We start from the raw sequence: 18,225 nt of genomic DNA, 5'->3' as shown, positions 1-18,225 counted from the left end.
GAAAAATGGGAAATTCCTTTCGCAACCATCGGCATCACTTATGGGTAACCCATGGATTATCGCCAGCTCCGTGCTTTCATCGCCGTGTTCGAAGAGCGCAACATCACCGCCGCCGCACGTTCGATACACCTTAGCCAACCGGCGCTGTCTGGCAGTATCAAGGCACTGGAAGAAGCCTTGGGCACCACGCTGTTCGTGCGCCAGGCCCGTGGCGTGGACGTGACCGAAGATGCCCGCGCGCTGTACCCCGAGGCGCAACGGATGGTCGCCGATGCCAACCGCCTGCTGGGGCGTTTCAAGGGTGATCGTGAACGTTCACCGTTGCAGGTTGGCGTCGAGCAGGATGTATGCAAAGCGGTGCTGGCCAAGCTTGTGCTGGCGGCGGCGGCCATCCAGCCCCCAGTGCGCCTGCAATTGGTAACCGGCTGCATGGGCGAGGTGCGGCTGGCCAGCGAAGAGCAGCGCTGTGAAGATGAGTTGTTCTTGCCGCTGCACAGCGACCCGTTCGTGCTGGCCCTTGCAACCCAGGCAAGCGCTGCCGAGCACTGGATTACCTGCCCTGCGCAGCCGAGCCATCAGCGCCTGCTGCCGTTCTACAGCGTGAACCCGGTAGCAGAAGCCGATAGCTTTGTGTTGGCCCTGGAATTGGTCGCCGCCGGGCTGGGCGCTGCAATCGTGCCGCAGTCACTGGCCGCCGAGCATCCTGGCGTGCGCTGGCAACCCATGCCCCAACTGGACCTGCGTCGACGCATCGGCCTGTGCTACTCAGCCCAGGCGCTGGCGCTCGATGGCGTCATGCAACTGCGCGATGCCTTGCAGTGTTGAGTTGCCTTGAGTGGCACTCACAGGGACATGATCATCTCATGCCACGCCATACCGCCGTGGTCCGATGGCGACGGCTTCACGTACTGGTAGCCCAGCTTCTGGTACAAGGGCACATGCTGCTCCTTGCACATCAGGTGAATGGTCTGCTTGCCCGCCGCCTGCATGCGTGCGATGAACGCGTCCATCAATAGCTTGGCGTAGCCTTTGCCCTGCTGCGCCGGGTCTACCACCACCGACATGATCACCACGTTCGGCGCTGCCGGGTCATGGCCGACCAGTTCCTTGAACGCTTCGTCGGACATCACCACGTCGTGGGCGCAGCCGCTGTTGATGAAACCGACGATCTCGCCGTCACGTTCCAGCAACAGGAAGCCTTGCGGGTACTGCGCGATACGCGTGCGGATTTTTTCCAGCGTGGCCGCCTCATCCCCCTCATAGGCGCCAATTTCGATGGCGTAGCAGCGCTCGGCATCTGCGGGAATGGGGGTGCGAAACTGGGGGGCGCTCATGGCAGGTTTCCTAGGGCAAGGTGAAGGCAGCCAGCATGATAAATGAGCATCGACCTTGCGCTCCATCGTCGCGAACCGAGCAGGTCGCGACAGCCCAGCGCAATAAATGCATTTTTTGCATATTAAGTTATATCTAAATTGAATTTTATTATTAGGCAGAAAGCCTTTACTGTCTAAGCCACTCAGCCGGCCTTGAGCTGCCGGTTTCTCGCACGCTACCCGACCACGTGGTGCCTGCCCCCTGATCGCACATGGAGGCGCCATGCCCATTGCTTCATTCAACCGCCGTCAACTGCTGGCGTTGGCCGGCACCGCCACGGCGGCAACCTTGTTCGGCCGCTTGGCCTTCGCCGACAGCAGCCACGCCGGCCACAGCGAGCACGCCGTACAACCCGTCGGCAGTGGCCTGGACCTGGAGAGCAACCGCTGGGTGCTGCCCGAACCGCGCAAGGTCAGGCTGGCGACCAACCTCAATGCCGTGTGCCTGGCACCGGTGGCCGTAGCCGACAGCCAAGGCATTTTCAAACGCCACAACCTGGATGTGGAATTCGTCAACTTCGGTAACTCCACCGAGGTGCTGCTGGAGTCGATGGCCACCGGCAAGGCCGATGCCGCCACCGGCATGGCACTGCGCTGGCTGAAAGCGCTGGAACAGGGCTTCGATGTCAAACTGACCGCCGGCACCCATGGCGGCTGCCTGCGTCTGTTGACCCTGGACGGCGGCCCGCAGGACTTCGCGGCCTTGAAAGGCACCACCATCGGCGTCACCGACATGGCGGCAGCGGACAAGAACTTCTTCTCGCTGATGCTCAAGCGCCATGGCGTCGACCCGGTGCGCGACGTGACCTGGCGGGTCTACCCCATCGATCTGCTCAGCGTTGCCCTGCAAAAGGGCGAGATCCAGGCTGCCAGCGGTTCGGACCCACTCATGTACCGGGTCAAGCAGCAGCCAGGGTTCCGCGAGCTGGCGACCAATATGGTCGAGGAATACGCCAACATGAGCTGCTGCGTGGTCGGCGTCAGCGGCCAGCTGGCGCGCAATGACACCCCGGTCGCTGCCGCCATCACTCACTCGATTCTGCAGGCCCATGCGTGGGCATCGCGTAACCCCGACGCGGTGGCCGAAGAATTCCTCAAGTTCGCCATCAACACCTCCAAGGAAGAAGTACGCGCCATCCTCACCGAACACACCCACGGTTATTACTCGGTGGGTAACACCTTCGTGAAGGAAATTGCCGTGTACGCCCGTGACCTGAAGAACATCGAGGTACTGCGCCCACGCACCGACCCGCTGGAATTCGCGGAGAGCATCCATGCCAACGTATTCGCTTGAGCAAAGCCGAACCGCCAAAGCACCCGCCATCGCCGTATGGCGTGGCGGCCTGCTGGCGGCACTGGCTTGGGTCGCCTTCGCGCTGTTCACCCAGTTCTACCCGGACGGTGGCAAACCTTGGCCATTCACCCGCGAACTGGCATTGGCGGGCGCAGTGGCCGGCGGGCTGCTGGCGCTGCTCGCACTGTTGCCGGGGGTGTTTACCCGCAGCGTCGCTCGGTTGCGGCCGGCCGCTGCGTGGCTGGTCGCCTTGCCCTTGTTGCTTGGCCTGTGGCTGCTGGTCACAGCCAAGGTGGTATTGCTGCCGGTACCGTTTTTCGCGCCGCCCCAGGCGCTGATCGAAGTGTTCGTCGATGACTGGTCGCGGCTTGGCGAAAGCCTGCTGCATTCGCTGTGGCTGCTGCTCAACGGTGTAGTCATCGGCGGTGCGGCCGGTTTCATCGCCGGCGTGGCGATTGGCTGGTCGCACCGGATCGGCTACTGGGTACACCCGGTGCTGCGCATCCTCGGGCCGGTGCCGTCCACGGCGCTGCTGCCAATCTGCTTTTTCTTCTTCCCTTCCAGCTGGAGCGCCAGCGTGTTCCTGATAGCCCTGGCCACCTGGTTCCCGGTCACGGTGCTGACCTGGTCCGGGGTGGCCAGCGTTGACAAGGCCTATTACGAAGTGGCGCGCACCCTGGGTGCCAGCGGGCGCTTCCTGGTCTGGCGGGTAGCGATCCCCGCTGCCCTGCCCCATGTGTTCGTCGGCCTGTTCATGGGCCTGGGGGCTTCGTTCTCGGTGCTGGTGGTGGCCGAAATGATGGGGGTCAAGGCCGGCCTTGGCTGGTACCTGCAATGGGCGCAGGGCTGGGCCGCCTACGCCAACATGTATGCGGCGCTGCTGGTGATGGCATTGCTGTGCTCGGGGCTGATCACGCTGTTATTCCTGGTGCGTGACCGGGTGCTGGCCTGGCAGAAGGGAGCAGTGAAATGGTGAATGGCGTACAAGCGGTGCTGGCCCAGGACACCGGCATGGCGCTGGATATCCGTGGGCTGAGCCATGCCTTTGATTTGGGCAGTGAGCGCCTGCCCGTACTGGACAAGGTCGACCTGCAGTTGGCGCCTGGTGAGAGCGTGGCGCTGCTTGGCCCGTCCGGTTGCGGCAAGTCCACCCTGCTGCGCCTGGTTGCCGGGCTGGAAACAACGCAAAGTGGTAGCTTGCTGGCGGACGGCCAGGCCATTGTTGCCCCACACCACTCGCGCGTGCTGGTGTTCCAGGACCCGACGCTGTACCCATGGCGCAGCGTGTGGGACAACGTCGCCCTCGGCCTGCAAGCCCGTGGCCAGCTGAAGGCCCAGCGCCATCGGGTGGACGAGACCTTGCACAAGGTCGGCCTGCTGCAGTTTCGTGATGCCTACCCGCGCCAGTTGTCGGGCGGTATGGCCCAGCGTGTGGCATTGGCCCGAGCGCTGATCAACGAACCTCGGCTGCTGCTGCTCGATGAGCCATTGGGCAAGCTCGACTCGCTGACCCGCATTGCCATGCAGGGCGAGCTGATCCGCCTGTGGCAGCAGCAAGGCTACAGTTCGTTACTGGTAACCCATGATGTCGAAGAGGCCTTGTTGTTGTGCGACCGGGTGCTGGTGTTCTCGCCGCGGCCGGCGCGGGTGCTGGCCGAGCTGAAGGTCGAGCGGGGTTACCCTCGGCATCGAGATGACCCACGGTTGCTGGAGTTGCGCCAGCATGCGCTGGAATTATTGGGCCAAGGGCGGGATTGGTGAACGAGGTGATACTTGCTGCGTACCTGGGAAGGCAAGCATGATGGAGGCACTGCCCTGTTGCCACGGATACGCCAATGACCGCTGCCCTCTCCCCCCTTACGGAGCCAAGCCGCTGCAAACGCCTCAAGGCCGCCAGCAGCCGGGACCATGACAGTGTCGATCAAATGGTGATGGCGGCGCGGCCTTTTGAAAACCGCGAGCGGTATGGCCGCTTTCTGCAGGTGCAGCACCGCTTTCATGGCAGCCTGCTGGCGCTGTATCAGGATGAACAGCTCAACCAGCGCCTGCCCGGGTTAGTTGAGCTGTCGCGTTTTGCGGCGGTCGAGGACGACCTGCTCGATTTGGGCCTGCCGCTGCCAACGCCCCCTCGACAAATACGTGCCAGCCCGGCCCAGGCCCTGGGTTGGCTGTATTGCAGTGAAGGGTCGAACCTGGGGGCAGCGTTCCTGTTCAAGCACACCCAGCGCCTGGGGCTGGACGGTGACCAGGGCGCCCGCCACCTGGCAGCGCACCCGGATGGCCGGGCGCTGCATTGGCGCGCATTTGTTGCCAGGCTGGATGCCCTGGTGCTGGGTGAGCAGGAAGAAGCAGAGGTAGTGACAGGGGTGATTGCTGCGTTCGACAGTTATCGGGCACACCTGCGCGAGGTGTTCGCGCAGGATCGCTAGCCGTGTGGGAGGTGGGTTTACCCGCAACGGCTCAATGATAGGCCTCGCCGTCCTTCACCTTGCCGCGGAACACATAATACGACCAGGCCGAATACCCCAGGATGAACGGGATGATCAGCAACGCCCCGACCAGGGCGAAGCCCAGGCTCTGCGGTGGCGCCGCTGCCTCCCAGATGGTCAGGCTGGGCGGGAGTACGTAAGGCCAGATGCTGATCACCAACCCGGTGAAACCGAGGAACACCAGCAGCAGCGACCAGACGAAAGGCCCGGCATGGGGTGCGCCACGCAGCGATTTGAGAATCGCCCAGGTGGCCACCAGCACCAGCACCGGTACCGGCAGGAAGAACCAGAAGTTGGGCAGGCTGAACCAACGTTCGAAGATCGCCGGATGCGTCAGCGGGGTCCAGATGCTGACAATCAGCATGGCCGCCACCGTCGCCAGGGTGATCGGTGTGCAGGCTCGAATGATGCTTGCCTGTAGCCGGCCTTCGGTCTTCAGTACCAGCCAGGTGGCGCCCAGCAGCGCATAGGCCACCACCACCCCAACCCCGCAGAACACGTTGAACGGCGTAAGCCAGCTCATCAGGCCATTGGTGGCCACCCCGTCGACGATCGAGTGCCCCTCGATGAACGCCCCCAGCATCACCCCCTGGAAGAACGCCGCAGCGTACGACCCGGCCATGAAGGCCCGGTCCCAGAACGGTTTGTGCGCCTCATCGGCCTTGAAGCGAAACTCGAACGACACCCCACGCCAGATCAACCCGGCCAGCAGGCCCAGCGCCGGAATGTACAGCGCACTGAGCAGGATGGCATACACCTTGGGGAAGGCGGCCATCAACCCAGCCCCACCCAGCACCAGCCAGGTTTCGTTGCCGTCCCACACCGGCGCCACGGTGTTGACCATGGTGTCGCGCTGCTCGCGGTCGGTGATGAACGGGAACAGGATGCCGATACCCAGGTCGAAACCGTCCATGATGACGTACATCATCACGCCAAAGCCGATGATCAGGAACCAGATCAGCGGAAGATCAATACCCATGACAGCGTCTCCGGTCAGTCAATGTGGTTGGGTGAATGCGGATACAGCGGCTCGTCCACCGCCGACAACGGGCGGGCCGGCCGCTGGTTGGCGGTCACCGGCTGTTGGTGGTCGTCGTGTACCTCCGGCCCCTTGCGCACCAGGCGCAGCATGTAGACGACACCTGTGCCGAATACCCCGATGTACATCACCACCAGCACCACCAGGCCTACCGACAAGGTCAGCGCCGAATGGTCGGAGACCGCATCCTTGGTGCGCATCAGGCCGTACACCACCCACGGCTGGCGGCCAATTTCGGTGACATACCAGCCGGCCAGCAGGGCCACCAGGCCCGAAGGCCCCATCCACAAGGCAAACCGCGCCAGCCCCCGTGAGGTGTATAGCCGCCCGCGCCAGCGCAGCCAGGCGCCATACAGGCCCAGCACAACCATCAGCATGCCCAGGCCGACCATGACCCGGAAGCACCAGAACACAATGGTCGAATTGGGCCGGTCTTCTTTGGCGAAGTCTTTCAAGCCTGGGATCTGCCCGTGCAGGCTGTGGGTCAGGATCAGGCTGGCCAGGTTGGGGATTTCAACCTTGTAGCGGGTGGTTTCAGCCTCCATGTCCGGGATGCCGAACAGGATCAGCGGCACGCCCTGGCCCGGTGTATTGCTCCAGTGCCCCTCCATCGCAGCGACCTTCGCCGGCTGGTACTTGAGCGTGTTCAAGCCGTGCATGTCACCGATCAGCACCTGCAGCGGCGCAGTGAACAGCAGCATCCACAATGCCATCGAGAACATCCGCCGCACCGCCGGGGTACGGTTGCCACGCAACAGGTGCCAGGCCGCCGAGGCGCCGACAAACAGCGCGGTCGACAGCATTGCCGCCGTCACCATGTGCGCCAGGCGGTACGGGAACGATGGGTTGAAGATGATGGCAAACCAGTCCACCGGCACCACCACGCCATTGATCACTTCGTGCCCCTGGGGCGTTTGCATCCAGCTGTTGGACGCCAGGATCCAGGTGGCAGAAATCATCGTGCCCACGGCCACCATGACAGTGGCGAAAAAGTGCAGGCCACGGCCGACCTTGTGCCAGCCGAACAGCATCACCCCCAGGAAACCCGCTTCAAGGAAGAAGGCCGTCAGCACCTCGTAGGTCAGCAAGGGGCCGGTGATGCTGCCGGCGAACTGCGAGTAGAAGCTCCAGTTGGTGCCGAACTGGTAGGCCATGACCAGCCCGGAGACCACGCCCATGGCGAAGTTGACGGCGAAGATCTTCGACCAGAAGTGGTACAGGTCGAGGTAGGCGTTGTCTTTTTTCCACAACCACAGGCCTTCCAGTACCGCCAGGAATGCCGCCAGGCCAATGGTGATGGCCGGGAAAATGATGTGGAAGGTAATGGTGAAACCAAACTGTATACGGGCCAGCTCCAAGGCTGTAAGGCTGAACATGGCTATGCCTCGCTCCGTTGTGAAAGACGTTGCAGCAAAGTACGTGGGCGGGCCTGCCGATGGCTGGCTGCGGCAGCGTGCCAGCGCTGCGCCGGCACGCTGGGCGAAACCAGTGCGCTGGTGAAACCGCACTGCAGCAGCATGGCGAACTGGTCCGGCAGCAATGGCCCGGCGGCGCGCAGGTCACCGGTAAAACCGTGCCGCTCGCGCAGTAGCCTGGCCAGGGTGAAACCACGGCCATCGCGTGACTTGGCGAACTCGATCACGATCAATGTCAGCTGGCCGAGCAGTGCCCGCACCTGCGCCGGGTCCTGGTCGGCGGCCAGCCACAGGCCCTCGGCTGGCTGGCCAAAACGCATGTGGTAGTCGTCCCACTGCTGCGGCTGCAGCACCGTACGCGCAGCAAAGGTCGGCAGCGCGTCGCTGCTCGGATAACGCCAGTTATCGGTCTGAACCTGGCCCTCATGGTCAACGAGCATCACGCAGCACCTCCTTGAACGGCTCGATACCGACACGGCGGTAGGTGTCGAGGAAGCGCTCGTCGTCTTCACGCAATTGCAGGTAGATGGCAACGATCGCCTCGACGATGTCGGGCACCTCCTCGAAGGGCACCGAGCGGCCCAGGATGGTCCCGACCGCCGCGTCCTCTTCGGCGCTGCCGCCCAGGGTGATCTGGTAGTTTTCATGGCCGGCCTTGTCCAGGCCGAGGATGCCGATGTGCGCCACGTGGTGGTGGGCACAGGCATTGATGCAGCCGGAGACGTTGAGCTTGAGTTCGCCGATGTCCTGTTGCCGGGCCGCGTCGAAACGCTGCGCGATGCGCTGGGCAACCGGCACCGAGCGGGCGGTGGCGAGGCTGCAGTAGTCCATGCCTGGGCAGGCGATGGTGTCGGACAACAAGCCAATGTTGCTGGTTGCCAGCCCAGCCTGGCGCAAGGCCTGCCACACGCTGTACAGATCCACCAGGCGAATGTGCGGCAGCACCACGTTCTGCTCGTGGGAGACGCGAATCTCGTTCAGCGAGTAGGCCTCGGCCAGGTCGGCCAGGGCGAGCATTTCCTCGGCGCTGATGTCGCCGGGGATACCGCCGGGTGGTTTCAGCGAAATGACCGCGCAGATGTAGCCACGTTTCTTGTGCGGGTGAGTGTTGGTCCGTACCCAGCTGGCGAACGCGTTGTCGTCCGCCCGTGCGCGCAGAAAGCTGTCACACAGGCCGGGCAACGCCTCGAAGGCGGGCTGCACGAAGCGGGCATGAATGCCCTGAACGATGGCCGGCTCCAAGTACTGGTGGTCGGCCGGCAGGCTGGCGAACTCCTCCTCGATCATTTCGATGAAACGCCCAGGCTTGAGCTCACGCACCAGAATCTTGATACGTGCCTTGTACAGGTTGTCGCGCCGTCCCAGGGCGTTGTACACCCGCAAGATGGCCTCGACGTAACGCAGCAGTTCGCGCTCCGGCAACCATTCGCGCACGCGGGTGCCAACTATCGGGGTACGCCCAAGGCCACCGCCGGCATACACCTGGAAGCCGACTTCACCCTGCGCGTTGCGTTGCGCCAGGATGCCAATGTCATGGAAGCGCACGGCCGCGCGGTCCTTGGGGCTGCCGGTGATGGCGATCTTGAACTTGCGTGGCAGGTAGGTAAATTCCGGATGCTCGGTGGACCACTGCCGGAGGATCTCGGCATGTACCCGAGGGTCGAGCACTTCATCCTCGGCGGCGCCGGCAAAATGGTCGGTGGTGACGTTGCGGATGCAGTTGCCGCTGGTCTGGATGCAATGCAGGTCGGCATCGGCCAGCACCGACAGTATCTCCGGCGTATCGGCCAGGCGCGGCCAGTTGAACTGGATGTTCTGCCGGGTGGTGAGGTGGCCGTAGCCCTTGTCGTAGGTGTGCGCCACATAGGCCAGCTGGCGCAGTTGCAGCGCGCTCAAGGTGCCGTAGGGGATCGCCACACGCAGCATGTAGCCGTGCAGTTGCAGGTACAGGCCGTTCATCAGCCGGTAGACCTTGAACGCCTCTTCATCCAGCTCGCCACTCAGGCGACGGGCAACCTGCTGCTCGAACTGGCGGGCGCGGTCCTTGAGGAACTCACGCTCGAAGCGGTCGTAGCGATACACCCCTGCCTGCCCCGCCTCGACCGGCAACACCGGGCGCATGCGCGCAATGCTGCTTGGCGGTGTGCCCGCAGCCTGCTTGCCAAGGTCGCTGCGTACCGAAGGGCCACGGGCGCGCAACCGTTCACGCAGGCTTTTCGGCTCTGGCCGGCCATCGACCAGCCAGGCCTCACAAGGCGTCGGTGCCACGACCTGGTTGGCCAGCACGGCAGCCTCGGCAGCGAGGGTTGCCGATACCAGCGCCTGCGCATCGAAGGTGCCGGCTTGTTGCAGTGTCTCTACCCACTCATGCCCGGCATCAAGCCAGACCACAGCCCCATCGTCGAGGCGGTTGGCGCAGATCAGATGACAGTCATTCATCGAACATCTCCATGACTGGCAGCCCGGAAGCGCTTATCGTTGCAACCCTGCCGCGCCGTTCCGGTGCACATCAAATAAACCATACGCTTTCCATATTGTATGGATTTGTTAACAACTGTATGCCATGATATGCCTATGCGTATGGACTTACAACCGAGAGGAAGATCTATGCCTGTTGCCGGAGCGCCAGAAGAAGCGGCGCAAATGCGCTGGACAAAGCCTTTCAAGCCGAAGTCAGGCCCAAGATACATACAGATTGCAGATATGCTTGCAGAATCCATACAATCTGGAGTCTTGCAGGATGGCGAGCAAATTCCGCCGCAACGTGCACTGGCTGCGCACCTGGGCGTCGACCTGACCACGGTGACCCGCGCCTACGCCGAAGCGCGCGACCGTGGCCTGATTGCTTCCTACAGTGGCCGCGGGTCGTTCATCCTGGGTGCCCGACAAACAACCACCCTGGCAGGCATCGACCTGACCATGAACATCCCGCCGCAGCCGGCCAACGGCTCGATGGCTCAGTTGGTGAGCGCCGGGCTGGAACAGGCGCTGCAGCGCAACCGCATCGAAGCACTGTCGCTTTACCAGGACGAACCGGCCACCCGCTCGCTGCTGCAGGCCGCACAGGGCTGGCTGGAACCGGCACTGGGTGATCTGGACATGCGCGGCCTGGCGCTGTGCTCGGGGTCGCAGGCGGCCATCTTCGCCATCCTCAGCGCCCATGCCCGCGCGGGTGACGCCATTCTTTGCGACCCACTGACTTACCCCGGCCTGCTGTTGGCCGCCCGGCAACTGGGGCTGCGCATTGTCGAGGTAGCCAGTGACGCCGACGGCATGCGCCCCGACCACCTGGAACAGGCTTTTCAGCAAAGCGGTGCGCGCCTGCTGTACCTCAACCCCACCTTCCACAACCCTACCGCGCACACCATGCCCGTAGCCCGGCGCCAGGCGATTGCCGAGGTGCTGCTCAAGCGCGGCATCACGCTGATCGAGGACGACCCGTACCGCTATCTGCTCGACGACGCGCCGGCACCCATCGCGTGCCTGACCGGAGGGGCCAACACGTACTACCTGGCGTCGCTGTCCAAGTGCCTGTGGCCAAGCTTGCGCACCGCCTTCGTGCTGCCACCGCGTGGCGATGACGGGCAAGGGCTGCTCAACGGCCTGCGTGCATCGAGCATGGGCTGTTCCGCCCTGCTGCTGGCGCTGGTCGAGCAATGGATTCGCGATGGCACCGCCAAGGGGTTGGTACAGGAAATCCAGCGCGAAGCCCGCGCCCGCCAGCACCTGGCGCGCACGCTGCTGAGCCATGAGTTCCAGGCGCACCCCACCGGGCTGCACGTATGGCTGCCACTACCCGCGCACTGGCAACAGGAGCGGTTCACCCATGCGTTGGATGATGTGGGGGTGAGCGTGGCAGGGGCGGATTCGTTCAGCGTGGCACCGCAAGGACCGGAAGCTGTGCGCCTCTCGCTGGGTGGAGCGCCAGACCAAGCAGTGCTGGGACAGGCCTTGCGCAAGGTGGAGGGGTTGTTGAAGGAAGATCGCCGACGTGGCGGGCGGGCGTTTGTGTAAGTACCCGCTGCAGGAAAAGTCCTACAAGTTGTTGCTGCAGCGAACTTTTTCTCCATTGCCTGTCTATGTGGGAGGCACAGAAAGGTAGCGGGACGCGAAAAAGGTTCGCCGACCACCTGCTGGCCAGATGGCTCAATTGTTATCAGAGGTTGGCTTCGCTCATGAAAATGCATGTCGCAAGGTTGATGCTGCTCGGCCTGTTCTCGTTCGCGGCGGTGGGCACGGCATCGGCAACACAAATGAAAGCAGCCGAGGCCGTGGCCCCTGCTGTTCAATCACCCCTGCAGCCAGCCGGCAACCCCTGGTCGAGGGTGGCCAATGCGGCCGTTCTACAGCCGGCCACGCTGCTGGCGCATGATGACGACCGCTGGCACGACCACCGAAGCGACTGGCGCCGCGAACAGTGGCGGCGTGAACAAGCCCGGCGGGATTGGGAGCGTCGGCGCGACTGGGAACGGCGCCGTGACTGGGAGCGCCGCCATGAGCGGGCCATGCACCAGCGTCATTACGACGAACACCGTTATTACCGCCGCTGAAACTGACGCCCCCCTGTAGGAGCGGCCCAATCGCGACACAAGGCCGCTCCTGCACCGTCTGCGTCAGTCAGCCGGTTTGGCGGCGTCCCCGGCCGCCTCGGCCTCCATTTTCAAACGGTCAGCCTTGCAAATGTACTTGGGCTTGCGCGGCGCCAGTTTGGCATTGGCCTTTTTGGCATGCGCCTCCAATAGCTGCTTGATCTTCTTACGACGGTTCATAGTCCACGGGGCCTGTCAGTGCGGTTTTGCTGGCAACATAATACCCGTGCAGCCTGCGCATTGCGCAGCACTTGCGCCAAACGCCTGAGCCCTTCGTCCAACTGGTCCGGGGCAACGTGGCTGAAATTCAGGCGCAGATGGCCGTGATGCCGGTCCGGTTCAGGGAAAAATGGCTCACCCGGCATAAATGCCACGTCCACCGCCAATGCGTCTGCCAATAGGGTGCGGGTATCCAGTGGCTGTTTCAGGGTCAGCCAGAAGAACAGCCCGCCATCCGGCTTGTGCCAGTCGGCCAGGTCGGCAAAATGCGCTTCCAGCGCCAACTGGAACGCATCCCTGCGCGTGCGGTAGTAGTCGCGCAAGGTCTTCAGGTGCAGCTGCAGCTTGTCGCTGCCCAGCCACTGCAGCACCTGCCACTGCCCCACCCGGTTGGTGTGCAGGTCGGCAGCCTGCTTGAGCCGCAACAAATGCGGGAACAGATCGGGGCTGGCGATCAGGTAGCCCACCCGCAGGCCGGGGAGCAAGGTCTTGGACACCGTACCGGTGTAAATCCAGCTGGCGTTACGCAAGCGGCTGACGATCGGCTGGGCGCTGCCACCATCGAAGCTCAGCTCGCGATAGGGTTCGTCCTCGATCAACGTCACCCCGAACTCATCCAGCAAGGCCGCCACCGCGTCGCGCTTGGCTTCGCTGTAGCGCAGGCCCGAGGGGTTCTGGAATGTCGGGATCAAGTAAATGAAGGCCGGGCGATGGCGCTGCAGGCACCCACGCAGTTGCGCCAGGTCCGGGCCATCGGCCTGCATCGGCAAGGCCAGGCAATCGGCGCCAAACAGCTGGAAGATCTGCAGCGCCGCCAGGTAGGTCGGCGCTTCGAGCATGATCTGCGTGCCTTGGTCGATGTACAGCTTGGCCGCAAGGTCCAGGGCCTGTTGCGAACCACTCACCACCAACACCTGGCTGGCCTGACAGTCAATCCCCAGTGCCCGTGCTTCGGCCGCCAGTGCTTCGCGCAGGGCCGGCTCGCCCTCGCTCATGCCGTACTGGCCCATGTTGACCGGCATGTCGGCCCAGTCGACCTTGGGCAACATCGCTTCGGCCGGCAAACCGCCAGCGAACGACATCACCCCAGGGCGCTGGGCAGCGGCAAGGATTTCACGGATCAGGGAACTCTTGAGGCGCGTGACACGTTCAGAGAAAGCCATGGGGATCACCGGTAGCAAGGCAGAAGGAAAATACGTCAAACTATTTGACTGAAATTACGCTGCTACCCGTGGATTAGTCAATATGATTGACCTTAAAAACCCTGCCTCCCAGCAACAGGCGATGGAGGCCTTTTTCTTCGGCTACCAGGCGTTCACCGCCAAGGCCGACGAAATGCTCGAACGCCGTGGCCTGGGCCGGGTGCATCAACGCATCGTGTTCTTCATCGCGCGCTATCCGAACCTGAGCGTGAAGGACTTGCTGGCCTTGCTTGGGGTCAGCAAGCAAGCGCTGAACATGCCAATGCGCCAGTTGACGGAAATGCGCCTGGTGGAGAGTGCGGCCTGCGAGGCCGACAAACGCAAGCGCTTGCTGGCCCTGACCGAGGAAGGCGCGCGCCTGGAGCAGATGCTGCGGCGCGAGCAGGTGAAGTTGCTGGAGCGGGTGTTCGCAGAAGCCGGGGAAGACGCTGTGAATGGCTGGCTGGCAGTGAACACGGCGCTGGGCAAAAGCCAGATGGCTACTGCCTGAACACGCCTGGCGGCACTTGCGCCGGCCAGGCGCTCAGCCCTGCCAGGCGCAGGCTCAGAAACTGTACTTGGTACTGAGCATCACATTGCGCGGCTCGCCATAGAACCCGGTGTAAAAGGTCGGGTCCAGCGCGCTGAGGTATTTCTTGTCGAACAGGTTGTTCACGTTAACGGTCGCCGTCAGGTGCTGGGTGACGTCATAACGCGCCATCAGGTTGAACACCGCGTATTGGCCCTGGGTCGCCTTGACCGTATGGCCAATCTGCCACGGCGCATCAGTCAGGCTCAGGCCGCTTTGCCAGTTCATGCCGCCACCCACGGTCAGGCGATTAAGTTCGCCCGGCAGGCGGTAGGTGGTCCACAGTTTGACCATGTTCGCCGGGGCGATGGTGTTGATACGCTCATGGTCCGCATCCTTGGTCAGGCTGTGGCTGTAACTTGCAGTGACGTTCCAGCCGGGCGTGATCTCGCCGAAGACTTCCAGGTCGATACCCCGCGTGGTGGCACCGGACACCGCCTTGTAAGCGCGCTCGCGATCGGTCCCTTCGACGAAGCCGCCACTGAGCACACCCAGGTTGTCCTGCTTGATCTGGTAAAGGGCAATGGCTGTATTGACACGCCCGTCCAGCAGCTCGCTTTTCAGGCCGATTTCATAGTTGTCGCCTTCGCGCGGCTCAAGCGTGGCGCCACTGCTGTCGCGTAGCGACTGTGGCTTGTAGATCTTGGTGTAGCTGGCATACACCGAATGCTGTGCATTCAGGTCGTAGACCACGCCCGCGTAGGGCGTGACAAAACCGGATTCGCGGGTGGCCTGATGGTTGGTCGAACGGGTGTAGGGCGCGTTGTAGATGGCCTTTTTCTTGTAGCTGTAATCGCCGACACGGGCGCCCAAGATCAGTGACAGGTCGTCGGTCGGCTTGAAACGCGCCACCATGTACGCAGCATCCTGGCGGATGGTGGTGTCATCGTTCATCAGCTTGCCCACCGAGACCGGGCGGTCGGTGTTGTTGTCCCAGTCGTAGATATTGACCGGCTTCATTTCCAGGTCATCGTCGTCCGGGTTGCTGTAGTCGTGAAACGCCGAGCCGCTCACACCGGCCAACAGCTCGTGCTGGCGCCCCAGCAACTGGAACGGCCCCTGAACGATGGCATCGATACCCAACTGACGTTGCGAGCCATAGCCGTCGCCGCCATACAGGTAAGCACCCTCCCCGGTTTGCTTGTTGGGGAAACCGCCACTGGCGGACGCCAGCGAGTAGTCACGGGTGCTGTACATGTTGTTTACCGACACCTTCAGCTTCCAGTCGTTGACCAGGTCTTGTTCCAGGGTGGCGAAGGTATTGAGGGTGTTCTGCTGGCGATAGCTCCAGCGCGAGGCCGCATTGGTCGAGCGCGAGAAATCGGTCTGCTCGCCGTCATCGTAGAACAGCGGGAAGCTGGCGAACGAAACCCCACGCGGGTCGTTTTTCTGGTAGTCGAAGCCTACCGTCAGCAGGGTGCTGTCGCTGAGGTCCGCTTCGAGGATGCCGTAATAGGTCTGTTTTTCCTGCTGGTAATGGTCGATGTAACTGTTGCCCTGCTGGTAAGCCACCACGGCACGGCCACGCAGGCGGGCGTCGGCGGTCAGTGGGCCGGATAGATCGACTTCGCTTCGATAGGTGTCCCAAGACCCCGCTCCGGCGCTGACAGCACCTTGGAAGTTTGCCGTCGGACGCTTGCGGATCAGGTTAACGCTGCCCGACGGGTCGCCGGCCCCGGTCATCAGCCCGGTGGCACCGCGAACGATTTCGACTCGGTCATAGATGGACGTGTCGATCATGCTCTGCGGGCTGGCACTGGTCTGCACGATCAGGGTGGTGGGGATACCGTCAAACTGGTAGTTGTCGATCGAATAGCCACGCGAGTAGATGTTCACCCGCTCGCTGTCGATGTTCTGCACGTTCAGGCCAGGGGTTTGCTTGAGCACGTCACTGAGGGTGTTCAGTTGCTGGTCTTCGATGCGCTGGCGCGTCATCACGCTGACGGTCTGCGGGGTTTCGCGCAGCGACAACGCCAGTTTGGTCGAACTGTTGCTGGAACCGGTGGTGTAGGAGCCGGTTCCTTCCGTGACAGCCCCCAGGCCCGCCGCGTCGATGTTGGTTGCACCAAGCTCCATGGCCCCACTGCTGTCGGCCCTGGCCAATACGTAGCGCTTCTCCCCGGCCTGCACGACGCGCAGGCCGCTACCTTGGAGCAGGCGGGCAAAGCCCTGCTCCAGCTCATAGTCACCTTGCAGGCCTGGCGAGCGCAGGCCGGCAGTGTCTTGCGAACTGAAGGTGATCATGACCCCGCTCGCGGCGGCGAACTGACTGAGCGATGCCGCCAGGCTGCCAGCCGGAATGTCGTAGGCGATGGCCCAGGCGGGCGTGACCACCAACAACGAGCCGGTCAGGCTCAGGGCAAGAAGTGAGGGACGTACGAGCATGAAGGGGATCCTGAAAAGGTTGGCAATAACTGCGACTGATGCGCATGTGCAGGTAGAGCCGAAACAGGAAAGAAAAACTGTTACCCCTCCACGCGAAATATTTTCAGGCCGCCCTGCCCTCTACCCGCACCCAATAGCGCGTCAGGCGCCGCAGCCTTACCGGCAGGGAGTCCTCCAGGTTGGCCAGTACACCCTCGCTGTCATCCAGCAGGAATGTGCCCGACAGTCGCAACCCAGCGACCTCCGGTGCACAGCCCAGATAGCCGTGTCGATAACGGGAAAGCTCCGCCACGACGTCTTCCAGCCGCCAATCGACCACCACCAGCATGCCTTGCGTCCACGCCGAACCCTGCGCCACGGCCGGCAGCAACGGCCCCGCAGTGTCAGCGGTAAAACTCACTGCCTGGCCTGCCTCGGCGCGCAAGGTTTGACCAATGGCCAGCCGTGGCTGAACCTCGACAGCATGGGCCTCCACCGTGACCCGGGAAATGCCCGCCCCCTGGCGTACCGTAAAGCGCGTGCCCAAGGCCAGCACACGGCCTTCGGCTGTTTGTACGCTGAGCGGGCGCGTATCCTTGGCCGTCTCGACCAGGATTTCGCCTTGGTGCAACACGATCAGCCGCTGCGTGCCATCGAACTGCACATCGGCCCGCGAGTCGGTGTCCAGCACCAGCCGGCTGCCGTCGGCCAAGGTGAAGTGGCGGCGCTGCCCTACCCGCGTGCTGTAGTCCGCGCCCCAGGGCGAGACCTGATAGCCCCGCCAGCCGACGACCCCCACACCCAGCAGCATGGCCAGCATCTTAACGGCGGCGCGGCGCTGTTGCCGTGCCTGTTCGAGCGTTGTCCCCGCCAGGCCTGCCGGGGCCTGGCCCAAGCGTTGCTGCAGTTGCTCGATGCGCTGCCAGGCCTGGGCATGCTGCGGGTCCGCCGCCAGCCATGCCTGCCACTCGCGGCGTGTAGTGTCGCTGACCGCACTGTCATGCAACCGCACATACCAGTCCACTGCCTGGGCCAGGGTGCGCTTCATGCTTCTTCCAGCAGCAGGCAGTGCATCAGGCCTCTGGCCAGATGCTTGCGCACCGTGCTGACCGAAACCCCACAGCGATCGGCGGCTTTTTCGTAGCTGAGCCCATCGAGTTGCACGGCAAGGAAAATCTGCCGGGTACGCGCACCCAGGCCATCGAGCATGCGGTCGATGGCCAGCAGGCTGTCGAGGATCAGCGCGCGGGTCTCGGCCGAAGGCGCGTGCAGTTCCGGGCGCGCCATCAGTGCATCGAGGTAGGCCTGCTCCAGGCTGCGGCGCCGATACAGGTCGATGACCAGGCCACGGGCGATGGTCGCCAGGTACCTGCGGGGTTCCTGCAGGGTGCCGGATGAGCGTGCCAGAAGCACACGGACGAACGTGTCCTGGGCAAGGTCCGCTGCATCGGCGGAGTTGCTCAGCCGATGGCGCAACCAACCGCGCAGCCAGCTGTTGTGGTCACGGTAAAGGGCGTGAAGATGCGCGTGGGGTGCTGCGTCAGAGGCCGTTATGGACATGCCTTCTCCCTGCCGGCAGTGATGCAAATAAGAATTTGTCTCGATTGTATTGATAAGCCTTCGCCTTGGGAAGCCAGCGCCCAAGCCATGTTCATCACCGTGTTGACGCTATT

Annotated in this window: 18 protein-coding genes; 8 read left to right on the top strand and 10 right to left on the bottom strand. The window is 63.2% G+C overall.

What is annotated here, in order from left to right:
• Positions 1 to 51: 51 nt before the first annotated feature.
• Positions 52 to 825, top strand: a complete 774-nt coding sequence (locus Q9451_RS14135) for a LysR family transcriptional regulator (protein WP_012272886.1) — start codon at positions 52 to 54, stop codon at positions 823 to 825.
• A 17-nt stretch (positions 826 to 842) separates the two neighbouring features.
• On the opposite strand, the gene Q9451_RS14130 is transcribed toward Q9451_RS14135, so the two are convergent.
• Positions 843 to 1,334: a GNAT family N-acetyltransferase gene (locus Q9451_RS14130; RefSeq protein WP_012272887.1), complete on the bottom strand. Its 492-nt coding sequence runs from the start codon at positions 1,332 to 1,334 to the stop codon at positions 843 to 845.
• Between the two features lie 262 nt (positions 1,335 to 1,596).
• Between Q9451_RS14130 and Q9451_RS14125 the strand changes: the two genes are divergently transcribed.
• From Q9451_RS14125 to Q9451_RS14110, 4 genes are all read left to right on the top strand, one after another.
• Positions 1,597 to 2,667 carry an ABC transporter substrate-binding protein gene (locus Q9451_RS14125; RefSeq protein WP_012272888.1) on the top strand — a complete coding sequence of 357 codons (1,071 nt, stop codon included), beginning with the start codon at positions 1,597 to 1,599 and terminating at the stop codon, positions 2,665 to 2,667.
• Positions 2,648 to 3,643, top strand: coding sequence for an ABC transporter permease subunit (locus Q9451_RS14120; protein WP_012272889.1), 996 nt, complete (start codon positions 2,648 to 2,650; stop codon positions 3,641 to 3,643). The genes Q9451_RS14125 and Q9451_RS14120 overlap by 20 nt, the downstream gene beginning before the upstream one ends.
• A complete protein-coding gene (locus tag Q9451_RS14115) occupies positions 3,637 to 4,428 on the top strand; it encodes an ABC transporter ATP-binding protein (protein ID WP_012272890.1) in 792 nt (263 codons plus the stop codon). Before Q9451_RS14120 ends, Q9451_RS14115 begins: the two co-directional genes overlap by 7 nt.
• Before the next feature lie 74 nt (positions 4,429 to 4,502).
• Entirely contained in the window at positions 4,503 to 5,096 is a 594-nt protein-coding gene (locus Q9451_RS14110; protein ID WP_012272891.1) for a biliverdin-producing heme oxygenase, read from the top strand.
• Between the two features lie 31 nt (positions 5,097 to 5,127).
• Here Q9451_RS14110 and cydB read toward each other — a convergent pair whose 3' ends face one another.
• The 4 genes from cydB to Q9451_RS14090 are packed head-to-tail and all read right to left on the bottom strand — an operon-like array spanning position 5,128 to position 10,049.
• Positions 5,128 to 6,135, bottom strand: a complete 1,008-nt coding sequence (gene cydB, locus Q9451_RS14105) for a cytochrome d ubiquinol oxidase subunit II (protein WP_012272892.1) — start codon at positions 6,133 to 6,135, stop codon at positions 5,128 to 5,130.
• A gap of 14 nt (positions 6,136 to 6,149) precedes the next feature.
• Complete coding sequence (locus tag Q9451_RS14100) at positions 6,150 to 7,571, bottom strand: cytochrome ubiquinol oxidase subunit I (RefSeq protein ID WP_012272893.1); 1,422 nt, start codon at positions 7,569 to 7,571, stop codon at positions 6,150 to 6,152.
• 2 nt (positions 7,572 to 7,573) lie between these two features.
• Entirely contained in the window at positions 7,574 to 8,050 is a 477-nt protein-coding gene (locus Q9451_RS14095; RefSeq protein ID WP_012272894.1) for a DUF934 domain-containing protein, read from the bottom strand.
• Positions 8,040 to 10,049 (bottom strand): DUF2849 domain-containing protein, encoded by a 2,010-nt coding sequence (locus tag Q9451_RS14090; protein ID WP_012272895.1) that lies wholly within the window; start codon positions 10,047 to 10,049, stop codon positions 8,040 to 8,042. Before Q9451_RS14090 ends, Q9451_RS14095 begins: the two co-directional genes overlap by 11 nt.
• A gap of 264 nt (positions 10,050 to 10,313) precedes the next feature.
• Between Q9451_RS14090 and Q9451_RS14085 the strand changes: the two genes are divergently transcribed.
• On the top strand, positions 10,314 to 11,624 hold the full coding sequence (locus tag Q9451_RS14085; protein ID WP_231118559.1) for a PLP-dependent aminotransferase family protein: 1,311 nt from the start codon (positions 10,314 to 10,316) through the stop codon (positions 11,622 to 11,624).
• Positions 11,625 to 11,809: 185 nt separating this feature from the next.
• Positions 11,810 to 12,160 (top strand): hypothetical protein, encoded by a 351-nt coding sequence (locus Q9451_RS14080; RefSeq protein WP_041166529.1) that lies wholly within the window; start codon positions 11,810 to 11,812, stop codon positions 12,158 to 12,160.
• 63 nt (positions 12,161 to 12,223) lie between these two features.
• Here the strand turns inward: Q9451_RS14080 and Q9451_RS14075 are convergent, their stop codons facing one another.
• Both Q9451_RS14075 and Q9451_RS14070 read right to left on the bottom strand, forming a co-directional pair.
• Positions 12,224 to 12,379: a DUF2986 domain-containing protein gene (locus Q9451_RS14075; RefSeq protein ID WP_012272898.1), complete on the bottom strand. Its 156-nt coding sequence runs from the start codon at positions 12,377 to 12,379 to the stop codon at positions 12,224 to 12,226.
• Positions 12,376 to 13,581: a PLP-dependent aminotransferase family protein gene (locus Q9451_RS14070; RefSeq protein ID WP_012272899.1), complete on the bottom strand. Its 1,206-nt coding sequence runs from the start codon at positions 13,579 to 13,581 to the stop codon at positions 12,376 to 12,378. Before Q9451_RS14070 ends, Q9451_RS14075 begins: the two co-directional genes overlap by 4 nt.
• Positions 13,582 to 13,663: 82 nt before the next feature.
• Between Q9451_RS14070 and Q9451_RS14065 the strand changes: the two genes are divergently transcribed.
• A complete protein-coding gene (locus Q9451_RS14065) occupies positions 13,664 to 14,110 on the top strand; it encodes a MarR family transcriptional regulator (RefSeq protein ID WP_012272900.1) in 447 nt (148 codons plus the stop codon).
• Between the two features lie 54 nt (positions 14,111 to 14,164).
• Here Q9451_RS14065 and Q9451_RS14060 read toward each other — a convergent pair whose 3' ends face one another.
• The 3 genes from Q9451_RS14060 to Q9451_RS14050 all read right to left on the bottom strand — a co-directional run bounded on the left by Q9451_RS14060 (position 14,165) and on the right by Q9451_RS14050 (position 18,112).
• The gene (locus Q9451_RS14060; protein WP_012272901.1) at positions 14,165 to 16,573 is read right to left on the bottom strand and encodes a TonB-dependent receptor; all 2,409 of its coding nucleotides are present in this window, start codon (positions 16,571 to 16,573) and stop codon (positions 14,165 to 14,167) included.
• Positions 16,574 to 16,676: 103 nt separating this feature from the next.
• The gene (locus Q9451_RS14055; protein WP_012272902.1) at positions 16,677 to 17,600 is read right to left on the bottom strand and encodes a FecR domain-containing protein; all 924 of its coding nucleotides are present in this window, start codon (positions 17,598 to 17,600) and stop codon (positions 16,677 to 16,679) included.
• On the bottom strand, positions 17,597 to 18,112 hold the full coding sequence (locus tag Q9451_RS14050) for a sigma-70 family RNA polymerase sigma factor (RefSeq protein ID WP_012272903.1): 516 nt from the start codon (positions 18,110 to 18,112) through the stop codon (positions 17,597 to 17,599). Before Q9451_RS14050 ends, Q9451_RS14055 begins: the two co-directional genes overlap by 4 nt.
• Positions 18,113 to 18,225 lie beyond the last annotated feature (113 nt).

The organism is Pseudomonas sp. NY8896 (assembly GCF_039634505.1).
The sequence above is the reverse complement of the archived record's forward strand: the minus strand, read 5'-3'. Positions and strand labels throughout refer to the sequence as shown.